General features: G+C 72.1%; 15 protein-coding genes and 1 pseudogene. 3 read left to right on the top strand and 13 right to left on the bottom strand.

Going from position 1 to position 16806, the window contains the following annotated elements; genetic code table 11:
• The 6 genes and pseudogenes from DEI95_RS09655 to DEI95_RS09630 form a co-directional block, all read right to left on the bottom strand.
• Window positions 1-640: pseudogene (locus tag DEI95_RS09655) on the bottom strand (hypothetical protein); the annotation flags it as partial.
• 70 nt (window positions 641-710) lie between these two features.
• A complete protein-coding gene (gene ruvX / locus DEI95_RS09650; protein ID WP_110890810.1) occupies window positions 711-1163 on the bottom strand; it encodes a Holliday junction resolvase RuvX in 453 nt (150 codons plus the stop codon).
• The gene (gene alaS / locus DEI95_RS09645; RefSeq protein ID WP_110890811.1) at window positions 1163-3820 is read right to left on the bottom strand and encodes an alanine--tRNA ligase; all 2658 of its coding nucleotides are present in this window, start codon (window positions 3818-3820) and stop codon (window positions 1163-1165) included. Before alaS ends, ruvX begins: the two co-directional genes overlap by 1 nt.
• Before the next feature lie 115 nt (window positions 3821-3935).
• Window positions 3936-4133 (bottom strand): hypothetical protein, encoded by a 198-nt coding sequence (locus DEI95_RS09640; protein ID WP_110825076.1) that lies wholly within the window; start codon window positions 4131-4133, stop codon window positions 3936-3938.
• A gap of 169 nt (window positions 4134-4302) precedes the next feature.
• Window positions 4303-4932 carry a 30S ribosomal protein S4 gene (gene rpsD, locus DEI95_RS09635; protein ID WP_110825077.1) on the bottom strand — a complete coding sequence of 210 codons (630 nt, stop codon included), beginning with the start codon at window positions 4930-4932 and terminating at the stop codon, window positions 4303-4305.
• 284 nt (window positions 4933-5216) lie between these two features.
• Complete coding sequence (locus DEI95_RS09630; protein WP_110825078.1) at window positions 5217-6578, bottom strand: replication-associated recombination protein A; 1362 nt, start codon at window positions 6576-6578, stop codon at window positions 5217-5219.
• A 139-nt stretch (window positions 6579-6717) separates the two neighbouring features.
• Between DEI95_RS09630 and DEI95_RS09625 the strand changes: the two genes are divergently transcribed.
• Both DEI95_RS09625 and DEI95_RS09620 read left to right on the top strand, forming a co-directional pair.
• Entirely contained in the window at window positions 6718-7527 is an 810-nt protein-coding gene (locus DEI95_RS09625) for a peptidylprolyl isomerase (protein WP_111060094.1), read from the top strand.
• A gap of 113 nt (window positions 7528-7640) precedes the next feature.
• Entirely contained in the window at window positions 7641-8873 is a 1233-nt protein-coding gene (locus DEI95_RS09620; RefSeq protein WP_110825080.1) for a DUF349 domain-containing protein, read from the top strand.
• A 69-nt stretch (window positions 8874-8942) separates the two neighbouring features.
• Here the strand turns inward: DEI95_RS09620 and DEI95_RS09615 are convergent, their stop codons facing one another.
• The 5 genes from DEI95_RS09615 to DEI95_RS09595 form a co-directional block, all read right to left on the bottom strand.
• The gene (locus tag DEI95_RS09615; protein ID WP_111060093.1) at window positions 8943-9905 is read right to left on the bottom strand and encodes a bifunctional riboflavin kinase/FAD synthetase; all 963 of its coding nucleotides are present in this window, start codon (window positions 9903-9905) and stop codon (window positions 8943-8945) included.
• A 17-nt stretch (window positions 9906-9922) separates the two neighbouring features.
• Entirely contained in the window at window positions 9923-10447 is a 525-nt protein-coding gene (locus DEI95_RS09610; RefSeq protein ID WP_258367555.1) for a hypothetical protein, read from the bottom strand.
• 81 nt (window positions 10448-10528) lie between these two features.
• Window positions 10529-10894: a hypothetical protein gene (locus DEI95_RS09605; protein WP_110825082.1), complete on the bottom strand. Its 366-nt coding sequence runs from the start codon at window positions 10892-10894 to the stop codon at window positions 10529-10531.
• Window positions 10891-11832, bottom strand: a complete 942-nt coding sequence (gene truB / locus DEI95_RS09600) for a tRNA pseudouridine(55) synthase TruB (protein WP_111060092.1) — start codon at window positions 11830-11832, stop codon at window positions 10891-10893. The genes DEI95_RS09605 and truB overlap by 4 nt, the downstream gene beginning before the upstream one ends.
• 85 nt (window positions 11833-11917) lie before the next feature.
• Complete coding sequence (locus tag DEI95_RS09595) at window positions 11918-12364, bottom strand: hypothetical protein (protein ID WP_110858047.1); 447 nt, start codon at window positions 12362-12364, stop codon at window positions 11918-11920.
• Between the two features lie 52 nt (window positions 12365-12416).
• On the opposite strand from DEI95_RS09595, the gene DEI95_RS09590 reads away from it, so the two are divergent.
• Complete coding sequence (locus tag DEI95_RS09590; RefSeq protein WP_110825085.1) at window positions 12417-13316, top strand: A/G-specific adenine glycosylase; 900 nt, start codon at window positions 12417-12419, stop codon at window positions 13314-13316.
• A 55-nt stretch (window positions 13317-13371) separates the two neighbouring features.
• On the opposite strand, the gene rbfA is transcribed toward DEI95_RS09590, so the two are convergent.
• Entirely contained in the window at window positions 13372-13854 is a 483-nt protein-coding gene (gene rbfA, locus DEI95_RS09585) for a 30S ribosome-binding factor RbfA (RefSeq protein ID WP_111060091.1), read from the bottom strand.
• 75 nt (window positions 13855-13929) lie between these two features.
• Window positions 13930-16794, bottom strand: coding sequence for a translation initiation factor IF-2 (infB, locus tag DEI95_RS09580; RefSeq protein WP_110825087.1), 2865 nt, complete (start codon window positions 16792-16794; stop codon window positions 13930-13932).
• Window positions 16795-16806: the final 12 nt, after the last annotated feature.

Genomic DNA, 16806 nt, shown 5'->3' with positions numbered 1-16806 from the left:
GGGGACGACGGCGCCCGCCCCGTCGGCCGCCGTCGTCCCCGCCCGCGCCACCGCGTCCGGCACCGCCGCGGGGCCCGTCGCCACCGGGTCCGTCGGCACCGGGCCCGTCGCCACCGGATCCGTCGGCACCGGACGCGTCGTCGTCCGTGGCGCCGCTGCCCGTGCCGGTGGACCCGACCGGCGCTGCTGCGACGGTGCGTGCGGCAGGAGCGACGCCGTCGTCGGCGCCGACCCCTTGCCAGGTCCCGCGACGGCGGACCGGGGTCTCGTCGTCCGCCTCGTCGCGCGTTCCTCGACCGGCGGCAGCCGGCACGGGACCGCTGTGTAGGGTGCCGCCGAGCAGGGCGTGCACGTCGGGGTGGACGTCGTCACCCGCCGGGGCGGTGCCGACGCTGCGGCGCGGGCCGGGCCTCCCGGGCTCGCCCGCCGGCTGCTCGGCCGGTGCCGCTGTCGGCTGATCGCGCTGCGTCGCCGCCGACGCGGCCTCCTGTCGCTCTCGTGCCGCACGGGCGGCTCGGCGCGAGAGCGGCGCGTGGCCGCTGCTCTGGCCGGAGCCGTCCGTCGGGGTCCCGGTGCGCTCACGGCGCTCGGCGTCGTTGCCGGTCGCGATGATCGCGTTCCAGTCCAGATCGTCTGCCAACGGTCCTCGGTCTCTCGGTCGGGAACTCCGCGGCTCCGGGCCGCGGGTGCGACGTCGGGAGGGCAGCCGATCAGGGGAGCTCGGCCCCGGGTGGGGCGCCGGATGCGCGCTCGTGGTCGAGCGCATGTTGCAGAATGATAACAGCGGCCGCTTGGTCGATCACGGCGCGCGACTTCTTCGTGTTCTTGCCGGCCTGGTGCAGGCCCCGCTGGGCGGTGACGGTGGAGAGTCGCTCGTCCACGAGCCGGACCGGCCGGTGCGCGGCGATGCGGCCGGCGAAGTCGCGCGCGTCGGCGGTGGAGGCGGTCTCCCCACCCGACATCGACAGCGGGAGCCCGACGACGACCTCGAGCACGTCGTACTCCTCCGCGATCGCCAGGATCCGTCGGAGGTCGGTCGAGTCGTCCCGTCGCACGGTCGCCACCGGGGTCGCGAGCAGACCGTCGCGGTCGCACACCGCGACCCCGATCCGGGCACGGCCGACGTCGACGCCGAGCCGCCGCCCGGAGCGGATCGCCACGATCAGGCCGCGATGCGGTCGGTCACCGCACGGAGCGCAGCGGGGAGGGCCGACGCGTCGGTCCCGCCGCCCTGCGCCAGGTCCGGCTTGCCGCCGCCGCCACCACCGAGCACGCCGGCGGCCTCCTTCGCGAGGGGGCCGGCCTGCACGCCCGCGGCGCGGGCCGCGTCGTTCGTGGCGACGATCACGACGGGCTTCCCGCCGACGACGGCGCCGAGGACCACGACGGCCGCATCCGAGCCGAGCTGACCGCGGACGCCGGTGGCGAGGGAGCGGAGGTCGTCGCTCGACGTCAGCCCCTCGACCACCTGCGCGACGACCGAGATGCTCCCGGTGCGCTGGGCAGTGCGGGCGATCGACGGCACGCGCTGCTGCAGGTTCGCCGACTCGAACTCGGCGATCCGCTTCTGTGCGGTCTTGAGGTCCTCGAGCAGCGCCTGCACGCGGCCCGGCAGGTCGTCACGCTGTGCCTTGAGGGCGCTCGAGAGCTGCGAGACGATCGTCCGCTCCACGGCGAGCTCGCGGAAGCCCTCGAGTCCGACGAGCGCCTCGACGCGGCGGTTCGTCGATCCGACGCTCGCCTCGCCGACGAGGTTGACGAGGCCGACCTGCGCGCTCGACGCGACGTGGATGCCACCGCAGAGCTCGCGGGACCACGGGCCACCGATGTCGACCATGCGGACCTCGGCGCCGTACTTCTCGCCGAACAGCGCCTGCGCGCCGAGTGCCTTCGCCTCGTCGATCGGCAGGATGCGGGTCGACACCTCGAGGTCGGAGCGGATCGCCGTGTTCACGACCTCCTCGATCTCGGAGCGGGTCTCGAGCGACACCGGCTGGCTCCAGGAGAAGTCCAGGCGCATGTAGCCGGCCTTGTTGTACGAGCCGGCCTGGAGCGCTTCCGGACCGAGCACGTCCCGGAGCGCCGCGTTCACGAGGTGCGTCGCCGAGTGCGCCTGCGTCGCGCCGCGGCGGTACTCGGCGTCCACGACCGTGGTGGCGGGGTCGCCCACGCCGACCTCGCCCGAACGCACCTGCACCGTGTGGCTCCACAGCCCGGAGACCGGGCGCTGCACGTCGAGGACCTCGAGGTCGAACCCGTTGCCGACGATCGAGCCCTGGTCGGCGTCCTGCCCACCGGACTCGGCGTACAGCGACGTCTCGCCCAGGATGACCTCGGCGATGTCCCCGGCGACCGCGCGGTCGACGCTGCGCCCGTCGACGATGAGGCCGAGCACGCGGCTCTCGGCCTGGAGGGCGTCGTAGCCGAGGAACACGGTCTCCCCCGCGGCCCGGAAGGCGCTGTAGACGCTGAGGTCCGCGAGCGCGGTCTTCTTGCTCTTGGCGTCGGCCTTCGCGCGGGCGCGCTGCTCCGACATGAGCGTCTCGAAGGCGGAGCGGTCGACGTGGACGCCGGCCTCCTCCGCCATCTCCATGGTCAGGTCGATGGGGAACCCAAAGGTGTCGTGCAGCAGGAACGCGGTGTCGCCGCCGATCGCCTGCCGGCCGTCCTGCTTGGCTCGGTCGACCGCGACGTCGAGGATCGTCGTGCCCTGTGCGAGCGTGCGGAGGAAGGTCTCCTCCTCGGCGTAGGCGATGCGGGCGATGCGGTCGTACTGCTCACCGACCTCCGGGTAGGCGTCGCGCATGGCGTCGCGGGAGGCCGGGAAGAGCTGCGGGAAGGTCGCGCCCTCGACGCCGAGCAGGCGCATCGCACGGACCGTGCGACGGAGCAGCCGACGGAGGATGTACCCGCGGCCCTCGTTCGACGGCGTGACGCCGTCGGTGATGAGCATGAGCGCCGACCGCACGTGGTCCGCGACGATGCGCATCCGGACGTCGTCCTCGTGGTCGGCACCGTAGCGCCGTCCGGAGACCTCGGCAGCCTTGTCGAGCACCGGGCGGACCTGGTCGATCTCGTACATGTTGTCGACGCCCTGCTTGATGAAGGCGACGCGCTCGAGCCCCATGCCGGTGTCGATGTTCTTGCTCGGCAGCTCGCCGGTGATCTCGAAGTCGACCTTCGACCGCACGTCGGCGATCTGGTACTGCATGAAGACCAGGTTCCAGATCTCGACGTAGCGGTCGTCGTCGGTGGCCGGACCGCCGTCGACGCCATACTCGGGACCGCGGTCGAAGAAGATCTCCGAGCAGGGCCCGGCCGGCCCGGGCTGGCCGGTGGACCAGTAGTTCGTGTCCTTGCCGAGCTTCTGGATGCGGTCGTCGGGCAGCGTCGAGTGGCGCTTCCAGAACGCGATCGCCTCGTCGTCCTCCTCGTACACGGTCACCCAGAGGTCGTCGGCGGAGAACCCGAGCCCGCCGTCGGACTCCGGGTCCGTCAGGAACTGCCAGGCGTACTGGATCGCCTGCTCCTTGAAGTAGTCCCCGAACGAGAAGTTGCCGTTCATCTGGAAGAACGTGCCGTGCCGGGGGGTCTTGCCGACCTCTTCGATGTCGTTCGTGCGGATGCACTTCTGCACGCTCGTGGCACGGGGGTACGGCGCCGGGATGAGCCCGGTCAGGTACGGGATGAACGGCACCATGCCGGCCACCGTGAACAGCAGCGACGGGTCGTCCGAGACGAGCGACGCGGACGGGACGACGGTGTGGCCGCGGTCACCGAAGAACTGGAGCCAACGGCGGCGGATCTCTGCGGTCTGCATGGTGCTTCCTGTAGGGCGTGTGGCGGGGACGGGAGGCTCGGGGCCGGTGGAACGGGACCGCGCGTCCTGAGGGGACGGTGCGGCTGAGGGGACGGTGCGGTGGTGTGGGAGGGCGTCAGTCGTCGACGCCGTGGCCGGTGGGACGCAGCTCGGCCTCGCGCGAGCGGTACCCCTCGGCCACGGCGCCCGTGAAGGCCTTCGCCCGGGCGTCGACCTGGGCGAGGAGGTGCGCGGCGGAGGGCGTCCGGCTGACGCGCTGTGCGGCGACGAACCCGATGACCACGCCGACGGCGACGAAGAACAGCTGCTTCACGGTGCCTCCCTCTCGCGCACGCCGGAGCGCGCGTCCGACAAGCGTATCGCGGCACCCCGACGGCCCGGGTCCCGCGACGGCACGGTCTGCGCGCCCGCGGGGCCCGGGAACGCAGAACGGCGGGCCGCCCTCCGGAGAGGACGACCCGCCGTTGCCACCGACGCTGGGGTCAGCGGGCTGCGTAGTACTCGACGACGAGCTGCACTTCACAGGTCACGGGGACCTCGGCGCGCTTCGGACGACGGACCAGGCGGGCCTGGAGCTTGTCGATCTCGACGTCCAGGTAGCCCGGGACCTTCGGGAGGACTTCCTGGTGACCACCGGCAGCGGCGACCTGGAAGGGCTCGAGCGACTCGGAGCGCTGCTTGACGTGGATCAGCTGGCCCTCCTTGACGCGGAAGGAGGGACGGTCGACGAGCTTGCCGTCGACGAGGATGTGACGGTGCACGATCAGCTGGCGGGCCTGCGCGGTCGTCCGGGCGAAGCCGGCACGGAGCACGAGGGCGTCCAGGCGGGTCTCGAGGAGCTCGACGAGGTTCTCACCGGTCAGACCGGCCGACTTGCGGGCCTCTTCGAAGACGATGCGGAGCTGCTTCTCGCGGATGCCGTACTGGGCGCGCAGACGCTGCTTCTCACGGAGACGGACGGCGTAGTCGCTGTCCGCACGACGGCGCGTGCGGCCGTGCTCACCGGGCCCGTAGGGGCGCTTCTCGAGGTATCGGGCCGCCTTCGGCGTCAGCGGGATGCCGAGCGCGCGCGAGAGGCGGGTCTTGCTGCGGGTGCGGGACTTGGTAGACACAGGGTCCTTTTCTCTGTACTGAACTGAAGATGTCACGGGTCTCGGAGCGCGCACGCACCGACGGACCCCGTGACGGGATCCAGAGGGATGAGCCTGTGGGATCGGACGGCTACAGTCCGAACCTCTGCCCCCGTGCCGGGCTGTTGGACCACACGAGGTGGTCCGACCGCTCCGGCACTGTGTCCTCGACGCAGCCGCACGCGAGGACCAGGACGTAGGCCCGTCAACGATAGCAGCACGACGGCCCCGCGCACAGCCTCCATCCGGTGTCGGCGCGTCGGCGTTCAGTCGCCGCGGATGATGCCGCGCAGGCGGTCGAGCCGGGGGCCGATCTCGCGCTCGAACCCGTTCGCCGTCGGTGTGTAGTACTCGGTGCCGTCGATGGCGTCCGGCAGGTACTGCTGGGTGGCGACGCCGTGCTCGGCGTCGTGCGAGTACACGTACCCCTTGCCGTGCCCGAGCCGCTTCGCCCCGGCGTAGTGCGCGTCCCGGAGGTGGTTCGGCACGACGCCCATCCGCCCGGCCTTGACGTCGGCGATCGCCTGGTTCACACCGTTGTACGCCGCGTTCGACTTCGGCGCGGTCGCGAGGTAGACGACGGCCTCGGCGAGCGGGATCCGCCCCTCCGGCATGCCGATCAGCTGCACGGCCTGCGCCGCGGCGACCGCGATCGGCAGGGCCTGCGGATCGGCCATGCCGATGTCCTCCGACGCCGAGATGATGATCCGGCGGGCGATGAACCGCGGGTCCTCCCCCGCCTCGATCATCCGGGCGAGGTAGTGCAGTGCGGCGTCGACGTCGCTCCCCCGCACCGACTTGATGAACGCGCTGATGACGTCGTAGTGCTCGTCGCCGGCCCGGTCGTAGCGGAGCAGTGCGCGGTCGACCGCGGCCGCGACCGTCTCGGCGTCCACGACCGGTGCCGTGCCGTCCTCGCGCTCGTCGTCGTCCTGGCCGGCGACCGCCGACGCCGCGGCTGCCTCGAGCGCGGTCAGGGCCCGGCGGGCGTCCCCCGACGCGAGCCGGACGATCGCGGCGCGGGCTTCGTCGCCGAGGACCACGGCGCCGCCGAGGCCGCGTGCGTCCTCCACCGCGCGGTCCACGAGCATGCCCAGGTCGGCGTCGGTCAACGGCTTCAGGGTGAGCAGGAGCGACCGGGACAGGAGCGGCGAGATGACGGAGAAGGACGGGTTCTCGGTCGTCGCGGCGATGAGGATGACCCAGCCGTTCTCGACACCGGGCAACAGGGCGTCCTGCTGCGCCTTGCTGAAGCGGTGGATCTCGTCGAGGAACAGCACCGTCGTCGAGCCGTAGAGGTCCCGGTGCGCGAGGGCCTTCTCCATGACCTCGCGCACGTCCTTGACGCCGGCGGTCACGGCGGAGAGCTCGACGAACTCACGGCCGGACTGCCGGGCGATCGCCTGCGCGAGGGTCGTCTTGCCGGTGCCCGGGGGACCCCAGAGGATCACGGAGACCCCGCCCGGGTGCTCCCGCGTGCCCGTCGCCAGCTGCACGAGCGGGGACCCGCGACCGAGCAGGTGCTGCTGTCCCGCCACCTCGTCCAGGCTCGTCGGACGCATGCGGACCGCCAGCGGCACGGAACCCTGCGCGAGACCGGCCCGCCCACCCGTCGTCGGCGCGTTCATCCCCGAGCGGTCTGGTGCCATGCCTCGATGGTAGGCGTCCGCACCGACGTGCTCGCCACCGCACGGCACGGACCCGGGCCCGAGGGGGCGACCCGGTACGCTCGCAACCGACACCGCGACGAGAGGTCAGAAGAGCACCGTGGCACCGAAGAACCAGAGCCGTGAAGCCCGCGAGCGACTCCGTCTCTACCAGGCCAGACAGGGCCTCCACGAGCGTCAGCGACGTCGTCGGGTCCGCGACGACGTCGTCTGGGCCGGGGCCCTCGTGCTGGTCGCCGCGCTCGCGACCGGTTCCCAGTTGGTGTACGCGGCGACGCAGGACGACGACCGCGCCACCGCGTCGGCCAGCGCGACCGGCACCGCCACCCCCACGCCGTCACCCAGCGCGACCGCGGCGGGCACCGGTGACGTGCCGAGCAAGGACATCGCGGCGGGGTCGACCTGGACCGGCTCCCTGACGCTCAACGACGACGTCCGGCTCGGCATCGAGCTCAACGGCGCAGCGGCACCGCAGGCCACCAGCGTCGAGATCGACCTCATCCGCAAGCGGTTCTACCAGGGCACGACCTGCCACCGCCTCGCCGACAGCGACGACTTCCACTTCCTGCAGTGCGGGTCCGCGAACGGGGACGGCACGGGGGACGCCGGCTTCCAGTACGGTCCGCTCGAGAACGTGCCCGAGGACGGCCGGTACGCGGCGGGCACCATCGCCATCGCGCGTGGGTCGTCGCCCGCGTCACAGACCACGCAGTTCTTCATCGTGACGGACGACACCACGCTCGACCCCTCGTCGGGTGGGTACACGGTCGTCGGGAAGGTCACGAGCGGCCTGTCGGACCTCGTGTCGCAGGTGACGTCGAAGGGCATCGCGGACCCCGGCGCCGACGGATCCGGGAAGCCGGAGGTGCCGACGGAGATCACCGGCGCCACGATCGCCCGGGAGAAGTAGTCCACGGCGAAAGCGCACACGCCCGTCGCACGGCCCGACCGTGCAATAGGCTGACGACCTGACCGTGCCGACGGCGACGTCGGTGATGCACGACCACGATCGAGGCGAGACCTGTGGCATCTGACGAAGCAACGACCTGGGGCAGGGTCGACGAGAGCGGGACGGTCTACGTCCGGTACGAGGACTCGGAACGGGTCGTCGGCGAGTACCCGGACGCGTCCGCCGAGGAAGCCCTCGCCTACTTCGCCCGCAAGTACGCCGATCTCGAGGGCCAGGTGAAGATCGCCGAGCAGCGCGTCAAGGGCGGCGCGTCGGCCGGTGACGTCGCCCGTACCGTCGAGCACCTGCGGAGCCTGGTGGCGGACGCGCGGGTCGTCGGGGACATCAAGTCGCTCGAGGACCGCATCGGCGCACTCACCGACCAGGTGGGCTCCCTGACCAAGGAGCAGGCCGCGCAGGCGCAGCAGGCCCTGACCGAGGCGCTCGCGTACCGCACCGCGCTGGTGGAGGAGGCCGAGGCACTCGCCGCGGTCGACCCCGCCCGGGCGCAGTGGAAGCAGGTGACCGCGCAGCTCGACGACGTCTTCGCCCGCTGGCAGCAGCACCAGCACGACGGCCCGCGCATCCCGAAGAACGACGCGAACGACCTGTGGAAGCGGTTCCGGACCGCGCGCTCGACGGTCGACCAGCACCGACGCGCCTTCTACTCGGAGCTGGACTCGCAGCACCGCGATGCCCGGGCCCGCAAGCAGGAACTCGTGCAGCAGGCCGAGGCGCTCGCACCGCGCGGCTCGGACGCGATCCCCGCGTACCGCCAGCTGCTCGACGAGTGGAAGGGTGCCGGGCGCGCCGGCAAGCGTCACGACGACGCGCTCTGGGCCCGCTTCAAGGCCGCCGGCGACGTCCTCTTCGAACAGCGGCACGCCGAGGCGTCCGCCGAGAACGAGGAGTACTCGGCGAACCTCGAGGCGAAGCTGGCGCTGCTCACCGAGGCAGAACCGATCCTGCAGATGCAGGACCGCGCTGCGGCACGCAAGGCGCTGACGGACGTCCAGCGTCGCTGGGACGAGATCGGCCGCGTCCCGCGCGCCGACGTCCGCCGCGTCGAGGACCGCATCCGGGCGGTGGAGGACCACGTCCGTGGCCTCGAGGACCAGCACTGGAAGCAGTCCGACCCGGAGCGCAAGGCACGGCAGACCGGGCTCGCGAGCCAGCTCGAGGGCGCGATCGCGAAGCTCGAGGGCGAGCTCGCCGACGCTGAGGCGAGCGGGGACGCGCGCCGGATCAAGGACGCACGCGAAGCGCTCGACGCCCGCAAGATCTGGCTCGACGCGCTGGGCGGCTGAGCGCTCGACCGACGACGGACGGATGCCCCGTGGCCGATCGGCCACGGGGCATCCGTCTGTCACGTCCCGTCAGGCGGAGACGGGCATGCCCAGCAACGCCCGGATGGCGAGGTCGTCCTGGCGCATCTGCGCGGCGAGCTCGTCCATCCCGCCGAAGGCGACCATCCCGCGGACGTAGGCGACGAACAGCACCGAGATCGTCTCGTCGTACAGGTCGATGTCCACGTCGAGCAGGTGCGCCTCGATCTGCTTCTCCGGGACGCCCTCGAACGTCGGGTTGTTGCCGACCGACACGGCGGCCGGGTACGTCACTCCGTCGTGCACCACGCGGGCGGCGTACACCCCGTCGGCCGGGACGAATCCCTCGCAGTGCGGGTCGAGGTTCGCGGTGGGGTAGCCCATCTCGCGCCCTCGCTGGTTGCCCCGCACGACCGTGCTCCGGACGGCGTGCTCGCGGCCGAGCAACCGTGCGGCCTCGGCGACGCGACCGACGCCGAGGAGTTCGCGGATCCAGGTGGAGGACACGCGTCGCTCCCCCGCGGGACGGACGTCGTCGACCAGGCCGACGTCGTCGATGAGCTCGACGAGGAACCCGTGCCGCTCACCGAGCTCCCGGAGCAGGGCGACGTCCCCGGCACCGTGTGCCCCGAACCGGAAGTCGCTCCCGACGAACACCAGACGCGCGTGCAGCGTGCCCACGAGGATCTCCGAGACGAACGACTCGGCGGACTTCGCCTGCAGTTCGGGGTCGAACCGGAGCAGGAGGGTGGCGTCGACGCCGACGTCCGCGAGGAGTTCGCGCCGCTGTGCGGTGCTCGTCAGCGCCGGCGGCACCCGCTGCGGATCGATCACGTTGAGCGGGTGCTGGTCGAAGGTGACGACGGTCGAGGTGAGACCGCGCGCGCGGGCCGCCTGCTCGAGGTGGGCGATCACGGCGCGGTGCCCGACGTGCACACCGTCGAACTTCCCGATGGTGACGGCACTCGGGCCGAAGTCCGTCGGCACGGCTGCCGGGTCGTCGTAGAACTGCATGCTGGCGTCCCTCCCCGTCACTCGGCGGACCCGAGGTGCTGGTCCGCGGCGGCCGCTGCGGGCGTCGTGCCGCGCTCGACGGCTGCGCGGTGGTGCTTCCGGAGCCACCACAGGCCCGCGATCGGCAGCACGAGCGGCGCGAAGGCGTACCCCATGCCGTAGTAGGACCAGATCGTCAGGTCCGGGAACAGCTGGCGGTCGAGCAGCGAGAGCGTCCCGACGACGAGCACGCCGGTCATCTCGAAGACGATGGTCACGCAGGCCACCCGGTACCAGGTCCGGCCGGGCACGATGAGGGCGACCATGGCGAGGATGTAGACCACGGCGGCGATGGCGCTCAGCGTGTACGAGAACGGCGCGAAGGAGAAGTCCTCCGCGATCTGCACGACGCTCCGACCGGTGGCGGCCAGGGCGAGGATGCCGTAGACCGCGATGAGGACCCGGCCGACACCGGTGGCCAACGAGGACACCCTCGGTGCCGAGGTGCGCTCGGCCGCGGTGCTCGCCGAGGAGGATCCACCTGCAGAGGACTTGGTCGCCATTGCACCGATCCTACCGACCACCCGGGACGCCCGGGCACGGTGACGCGGTGAGCACGGCCGTCGCGTGCAGGACAGTTCCCGTCAGTTCAGCGCGAACCAGATCTGGTACATCCGGTACACCATGACCGCGGCGGTGAACGCACCGGCGCCGAGCACGACGGTGCTCCAGCGCGTGCGGTCGATGAGGGCCCAGACGATGGTGGCGGGCGGTACCAGGACCACCGAGACGGCGTAGACCCAGAACTCGAGCACGTTGCCCTGCGGCGGGTTGCCGACGGCCGGGGCGATGAGCGCCACCACGAACTGGACCAGGAGCAGGAGCTCGACGAGGGCCAGTGCGCCGACGGTGGCGTCGTCCGGCTTCCGGCCGACGAGGCCGAGGACGACGGCCGCCACCCCGATGACGCAGGCGATCGCGAACTGCACCCACATGAACCACTCGATCACGCGTTCGCTCCTGCCGCTGTGGGGAAGTTCGTGATGACGCGGAGCTGTCCGCGGCGGACGGCGACGAGCCCGACGAGTCGGTCCCCACCGGTGGCGATGGCGGCCACGGGTCCCTCCGAGTCCGGGTGCTCGACGCTGATCCGCTTGCCGTCACCCAGGTCCTTCGCCTGGTGCCCGTCCAGCTGCACGACCGGGAAGAGTCGCCGTGCCACGTCCGCCGGTCGGGCGAGCGCCCCGTGGACGTCCACGGCGTCGTCCTCGAGGTCGACGGCGTCGTCGACCGTGAAGGGACCGACGACGGTCCGACGGAGCGCGGTGAGGTGTGCGCCGGTGCCGAGCGTGACGCCGACGTCACGGGCGAGTGCCCGGATGTAGGTGCCGGACGAGCAGGACACGACGACGTCGAGGTCGATGACGGGGACGTCGGCTCCGTCGACCGACACGACCCGGTCGACCCGGCCGAGGACCTCGAACCGGTCGACGGTCACGCGCCGGGCGCGGAGTGTGACCGCTTCACCCTTGCGGGCCAGGTCGTAGGCCCGGCGCCCGTCGACCTTGATGGCGCTGACGGTGGACGGGACCTGGTCGATCGGACCGCGGAGCGCGGCGACGGCGGCCTCGATCGCCTGGTCCGAGACGCTGTCCGCAGCCGCACCGACTGACCACACCGGCTCGCCGTCGGCGTCGTCCGAGTCGGTGCCGACACCGAGCCGGATCGTCGCCGTGTAGGTCTTGCCGAGTCCGACCAGGTGCGTCAGGAGCCGGGTGGAGGGGCCGACGCCGAGCAGGAGCAGCCCGGTCGCCATCGGGTCGAGGGTGCCTGCGTGGCCGATCTTCTTGAGGCCGAGTCGTCGGCGGGCGATCGAGACCACGCGGTGGCTCGAGATGCCCTGCGGCTTGTCGACGAGGATGATGCCGTCGGGCGGGGTCACGAGCACCGCAGCAGCGTAGCAGCGGGACCGCTCGCCGTCGCGTCCGCTCGGCCCGACGTGCGACCCGGACGGCCCACCGGTCGCGGCGGTCTCAGCAGGCGTCGTTCCACTCGCGGCGCGGGTGCTCGGGGTCGGTCACGTCGAGCACGGCGGATGCGGCGATCTTCACGTCCGCTCGGCGCTCGAGCCGCCCGGCCTCCTGCTCCACCCAGAGGGACCAGCGCCACAGCGACCGCGTCCCCGGCGCGAGGAGCCCGGCTCCGTGCACGACGAGCACGCCGTCGCCCGCGCCGGTGGTCCGGAACGGGGTCACGAGGTCGGCGCGGAGCGTGTCGGCGTCGGTCGAGGGAGCAGCGGCCGCCATCGCGTGGACGCCGTGCCGCTCGAAGCCGGCGACGAGTGCAGCTGCCACCCGTTCGAGGTCGAGGCCGTCCTGTCCGTCGACGGCGACCACGGTGCGGTTCGTCCCGACCTGCGCGATCACCTCGCTCGCGATCGCGGCCATGGTGTCGGTCTCCTGCGGTGCCCAGCGTGCCATGCCACCACCGTAGGCTGTCGTGGTGAACGCGGGCCGAGCCTCCAGTCCGTCGGTGGACGACACCGGCCTCCACACGCGATCCGCCTTCCTGTCCCCCGTGCTCGACTGGTTCCGCCGGGAGGCGCGCGACCTGCCCTGGCGGCGGCCCGGGTTCCCGGCATGGGGCACGCTGGTGAGCGAGGTCATGCTGCAGCAGACGCAGGTCGCCCGCGTCGTCCCCCGGCTGGAGGCGTGGCTCACGCGCTGGCCGACCCCCGCGGACCTCGCGGCGTCGCCGCCCGCGGAGGCCGTACGGGCCTGGGACCGGCTCGGGTACCCGCGCCGTGCGCTGGCGCTGCACGCGGCGGCCACCGCCATCGCGGAACGACACGGGAACGTCGTGCCGCGGGACGTCGACGAGCTCCTGGCCCTGCCCGGCATCGGCGACTACACGGCCCGCGCGGTCGCGGTGTTCGCGTACGGCGACCGGCACCCGGTCGTGGACGTGAACGTGCGGCGGGTGCTCGCCCGGGCCGTGCTCGGGCAGGGCGAGCCCGGACCGGCCAAGGCGAAGCAGGACCTGCCGCTCATGGAGTCCGTGCTCCCGGTCGAGCGCGACGCCGCGGCCGCCACGAACGCGGCCGTCATGGAACTCGGGGCGCTCGTCTGCGTCGCCCGGGCGCCGGCGTGCGACGCGTGCCCGATCGCCGACCGCTGCGCCTGGCGGGCCGCCGGGTACCCGGACCACGACGGCCCACGCGCACCGAAGCAGGCGCGCTTCGCCGGCAGCGACCGTCAGGTGCGGGGCCTGCTCATGGCGGAACTGCGCGCCAGCGACGTGCCGGTCACGACGGACGAGATCGCGCTGGTCTGGCCGGACGCCGAGCAGCGGGACCGGGCGCTCGCCTCGCTGCTGCGCGACGGACTGGCCGAGGGCGACGATGCCGAGGGGTACCGGCTGCCACGTGGCTGAGACGCACGGAGCGCCCGCCACCGACCGGTGACGGGCGCTCCGTGTGCCGATGGGGTCAGCTCCGGGCAGCGTCCGACGCCTCGTCGTCCGACGCGTCGTCGTCCTCGTCCTCGTCCTCGTCCTCGTCGTGCTTGTACGGGTCGGCCTCGCCGGCGTACGTGGCGCCGACCGCCGCGGCCTTGACCTGCTGGTCGCGCATCTGCGCCTGCGCGAGCAGGTCCTCGAGGTGCGCCGAGGTGTCGGGCAGGGCGTCGGCGATGAACTCGAGCGACGGCGTCAGCCGGGCCGTGATGTTCTTGCCGACCTCGGTCCGGAGCATGCCGGTCGCGGCCTTGAGCGCGGCGGCCGAGTCGGCACGCTCCTCGTCGGTGCCGTACACCGTGTAGAAGACGGACGCGTGCTGCAGGTCACCGGTCACGCGGACGTCGGTGATGGTGACGAAGCCGAGTCGCGGGTCCCGCAGGCCCTTGTCGAGCCGACGAGCGACGACTTCCTTGATGCGGTCCGCCATCTTGCGTGCGCGCTGCGGATCAGCCATGGGTTCCTCCTTGCGGAACGGGGTGAGGCCCCGCCCCTCCGGTCGGAGAGGCGGGGCCCAGGGTACTCAGTGCGATCAGTCGCGCGGCTTCTCGACGAGCTCGGTGGTCTCGATCTCGTCGCCGACCTGGATGTCGTTGAACTTGCCCAGACCGATACCGGCTTCGAAGTCCGTCCGGACCTCGGTGACGTCGTCCTTGAAGCGACGCAAGGACTCGATGGCGAGCCCGTCCGCGACCACGACGCCGTCACGGATGACGCGCGCCTTGGCGTTGCGCGTGATCGTGCCGGACCGGACGATGACACCGGCGATGTTGCCGAACTTGGAGGAACGGAACACCTCGCGGATCTCCGCGACACCCGACTGGACCTCTTCGTACTCAGGCTTGAGCATGCCCTTGAGCGAGTTCTCGATGTCCTCGAGTGCGTTGTAGATGACCGAGTAGAAGCGCACGTCGATGCCTTCACGGGCAGCGCGCTCGCGGGCCTTGACGTCCGGACGGACGTTGAAGCCGACGACGATCGCGTTGTCGATCGTGGCGAGGTCGATGTCCGACTCCGTGATCGCACCCACACCGCGGTGCAGGATGCGCAGCTGGACGCTGTCGTCCACCTCGATGTCGAGGAGCGACTGCTCGAGTGCCTCGACGGCACCGGAGACGTCACCCTTGATGATGAGGTTGAGCGAGTCGACCTTGCCCTCTTCGAGTGCACGGGTGAAGTCCTCGAGCGAGATGCGCTTGCGGGCCTTGGCCAGCTGGGCGTTGCGCTGCGCGGCTTCACGCTTCTCGGCGATCTGACGAGCGGTGCGGTCGTCCTCGGTGACGAGGAACGTGTCACCGGCGCGCGGCACCGACGACAGACCCTGCACCTGGACCGGACGGGCCGGCGTCGCGGCGTCGACCGCGTTGCCGTTCTCGTCCGCCATCGCACGGACACGGCCGTACGCCGTGCCGGCGACGATCGCGTCACCGACGTGCAGCGTGCCGGACTGGATGAGGACGGTCGCCACCGCACCGCGGCCCTTGTCGAGCCGTGCTTCGATCGCGACGCCTCGGGCGTCCTTGTCGGGGTTGGCACGCAGGTCGAGCCCGGCGTCAGCGGTCAGCAGCACCGCGTCCAGGAGGTCCTGGATGCCGATGTTGTTGCGCGCGGAGACGTCGACGAACATGACGTCGCCGCCGTACTCCTCGGCCACCAGGTTGTACTCGGTGAGCTGCTGGCGGACCTTCGCCGGGTTGGCGCCGTCCTTGTCGATCTTGTTGACCGCGACCACGATCGGCACACCGGCCGACTGCGCGTGGTTCAGCGCCTCGATCGTCTGCGGCATGATGCCGTCGTCCGCCGCGACCACGAGGATCGCGATGTCCGTCACCTGGGCACCACGGGCACGCATGGCCGTGAAGGCCTCGTGACCCGGGGTGTCGATGAAGGTGATCGGGCGCTCGATGCCCTCGTGCTCGGTGACGATCTGGTACGCACCGATGTGCTGCGTGATGCCGCCGGCTTCGCCCTCGACGACCTTCGAGTTCCGGATCGCGTCGAGCAGTCGGGTCTTACCGTGGTCGACGTGACCCATGACGGTGACGACCGGGGGACGCTGCTGCAGGACGGAGTCGTCCTCGTCGGCGTACTCGGCGTCGATGTCGATGTCGAAGCCCTCGAGGAGCTCCTTGTCCTCGTCCTCGGGCGAGACGACCTGGATCTTGTAGCCGAGCTCCTCGCCGAGGACCTCGAAGGTGGCCTCGTCCAGGGACTCGGTCGCGGTCGCCATCTCACCGAGGTGGAACAGCACCGTCACCAGGTTGCCGGGGCTCGCGTCGATCTTGTCCGCGAAGTCCGAGATGCTCGCACCGCGACGGAGGCGGATGACCGTGTTGCCGTCACCGCGCGGGACCTGCACGCCGCCGAGCGACGGCGCCTGCCGCATCTCGTACTCGGCGCGCTTCGTCCGCTTCGACTTGCGGGCACGGCTCTTGCCGCCACCACGACCGAACGCACCAGCGGTACCACCGCCGGGGCCACGACCACGGCCGCCACCACCTGCGGGGCGCGGACCCGTGAACGCGGGACGGGCGAAGCCGCCACCGGCGCCGGCACCGGCACCACCGGGACGGTTGAACCCGCCACCGGCGCCACCACGACCGCCACCGCCCTGACCCGGGCGCTGCCCGAAGCCGTTCGGTCGGTTGTTCTGGCCGGGACCGCCGGGACGCGGGGCACCCGGGCGGGGCGCACCGGGACGCGGCGGCTGGGGACGGGGGATGCCGTTCCCGCCACCCGCACCGGCGGCCGGGCGCTGACCCATGCCCTGGTTCGACGCGAACGGGTTGTTGCCGGGGCGCGGCGGACGTGCGCCCATGCCCTGGCTCGACGCGTAGGGGTTGTTGCCGGGACGCGCGCCGGGCTTCGGGCCACCCGGCTTCGGGGCGGCACCGGAGGGCTTCGAGGCACCGGGCTTCACGGCGTCGCTCGGCCCGGAGTCCTTCGGGGCGTCACCGCCCTGCTGGCCCTTCTGCTCGGCGGCCTTCTGCTCCGCGGCGGCCTTGCGGGCGGCCTCGGCCTCGGCCTGGCGCTGCGCGACCGACTTCGGTGCAGCGGGCACCGGCGCGCCGTCGACGGCGGGGGCAGCGGGTGCTGCCTCGACGACGGGCTCGGGCTCGGGGGCGGGTGCCGGACGCTTCGGGCCGGGCTTGGGGCCACCGGGCTTCGGGGCACCGGAACGCGGTGCCGCGGGGGCCTTGGCGGCGGGGGCTGCGGGCGTCGACGACGCGGACGCGCCCTCGGCCTGCAGGGCTGCACGGAGCTTCCGTGCGACGGGGGGTTCGATGCTCGAGCTCGGGCCCTTGACGAACTCGCCGAGCTGCTTGAGCTTCTCGAGTGCGGTCTTGCTGTCGACGCCGAGCTCGCTTGCGATCTCGTGTACGCGTGGTTTAGCCACTGTTCTCCTTCA

The sequence above is a fragment of the Curtobacterium sp. MCBD17_008 genome (assembly GCF_003234475.1).
Lineage (GTDB): Bacteria > Actinomycetota > Actinomycetes > Actinomycetales > Microbacteriaceae > Curtobacterium.
Note: the sequence above shows the minus strand (reverse complement) of the source record. Positions and strands in the feature narration are given on the sequence as shown.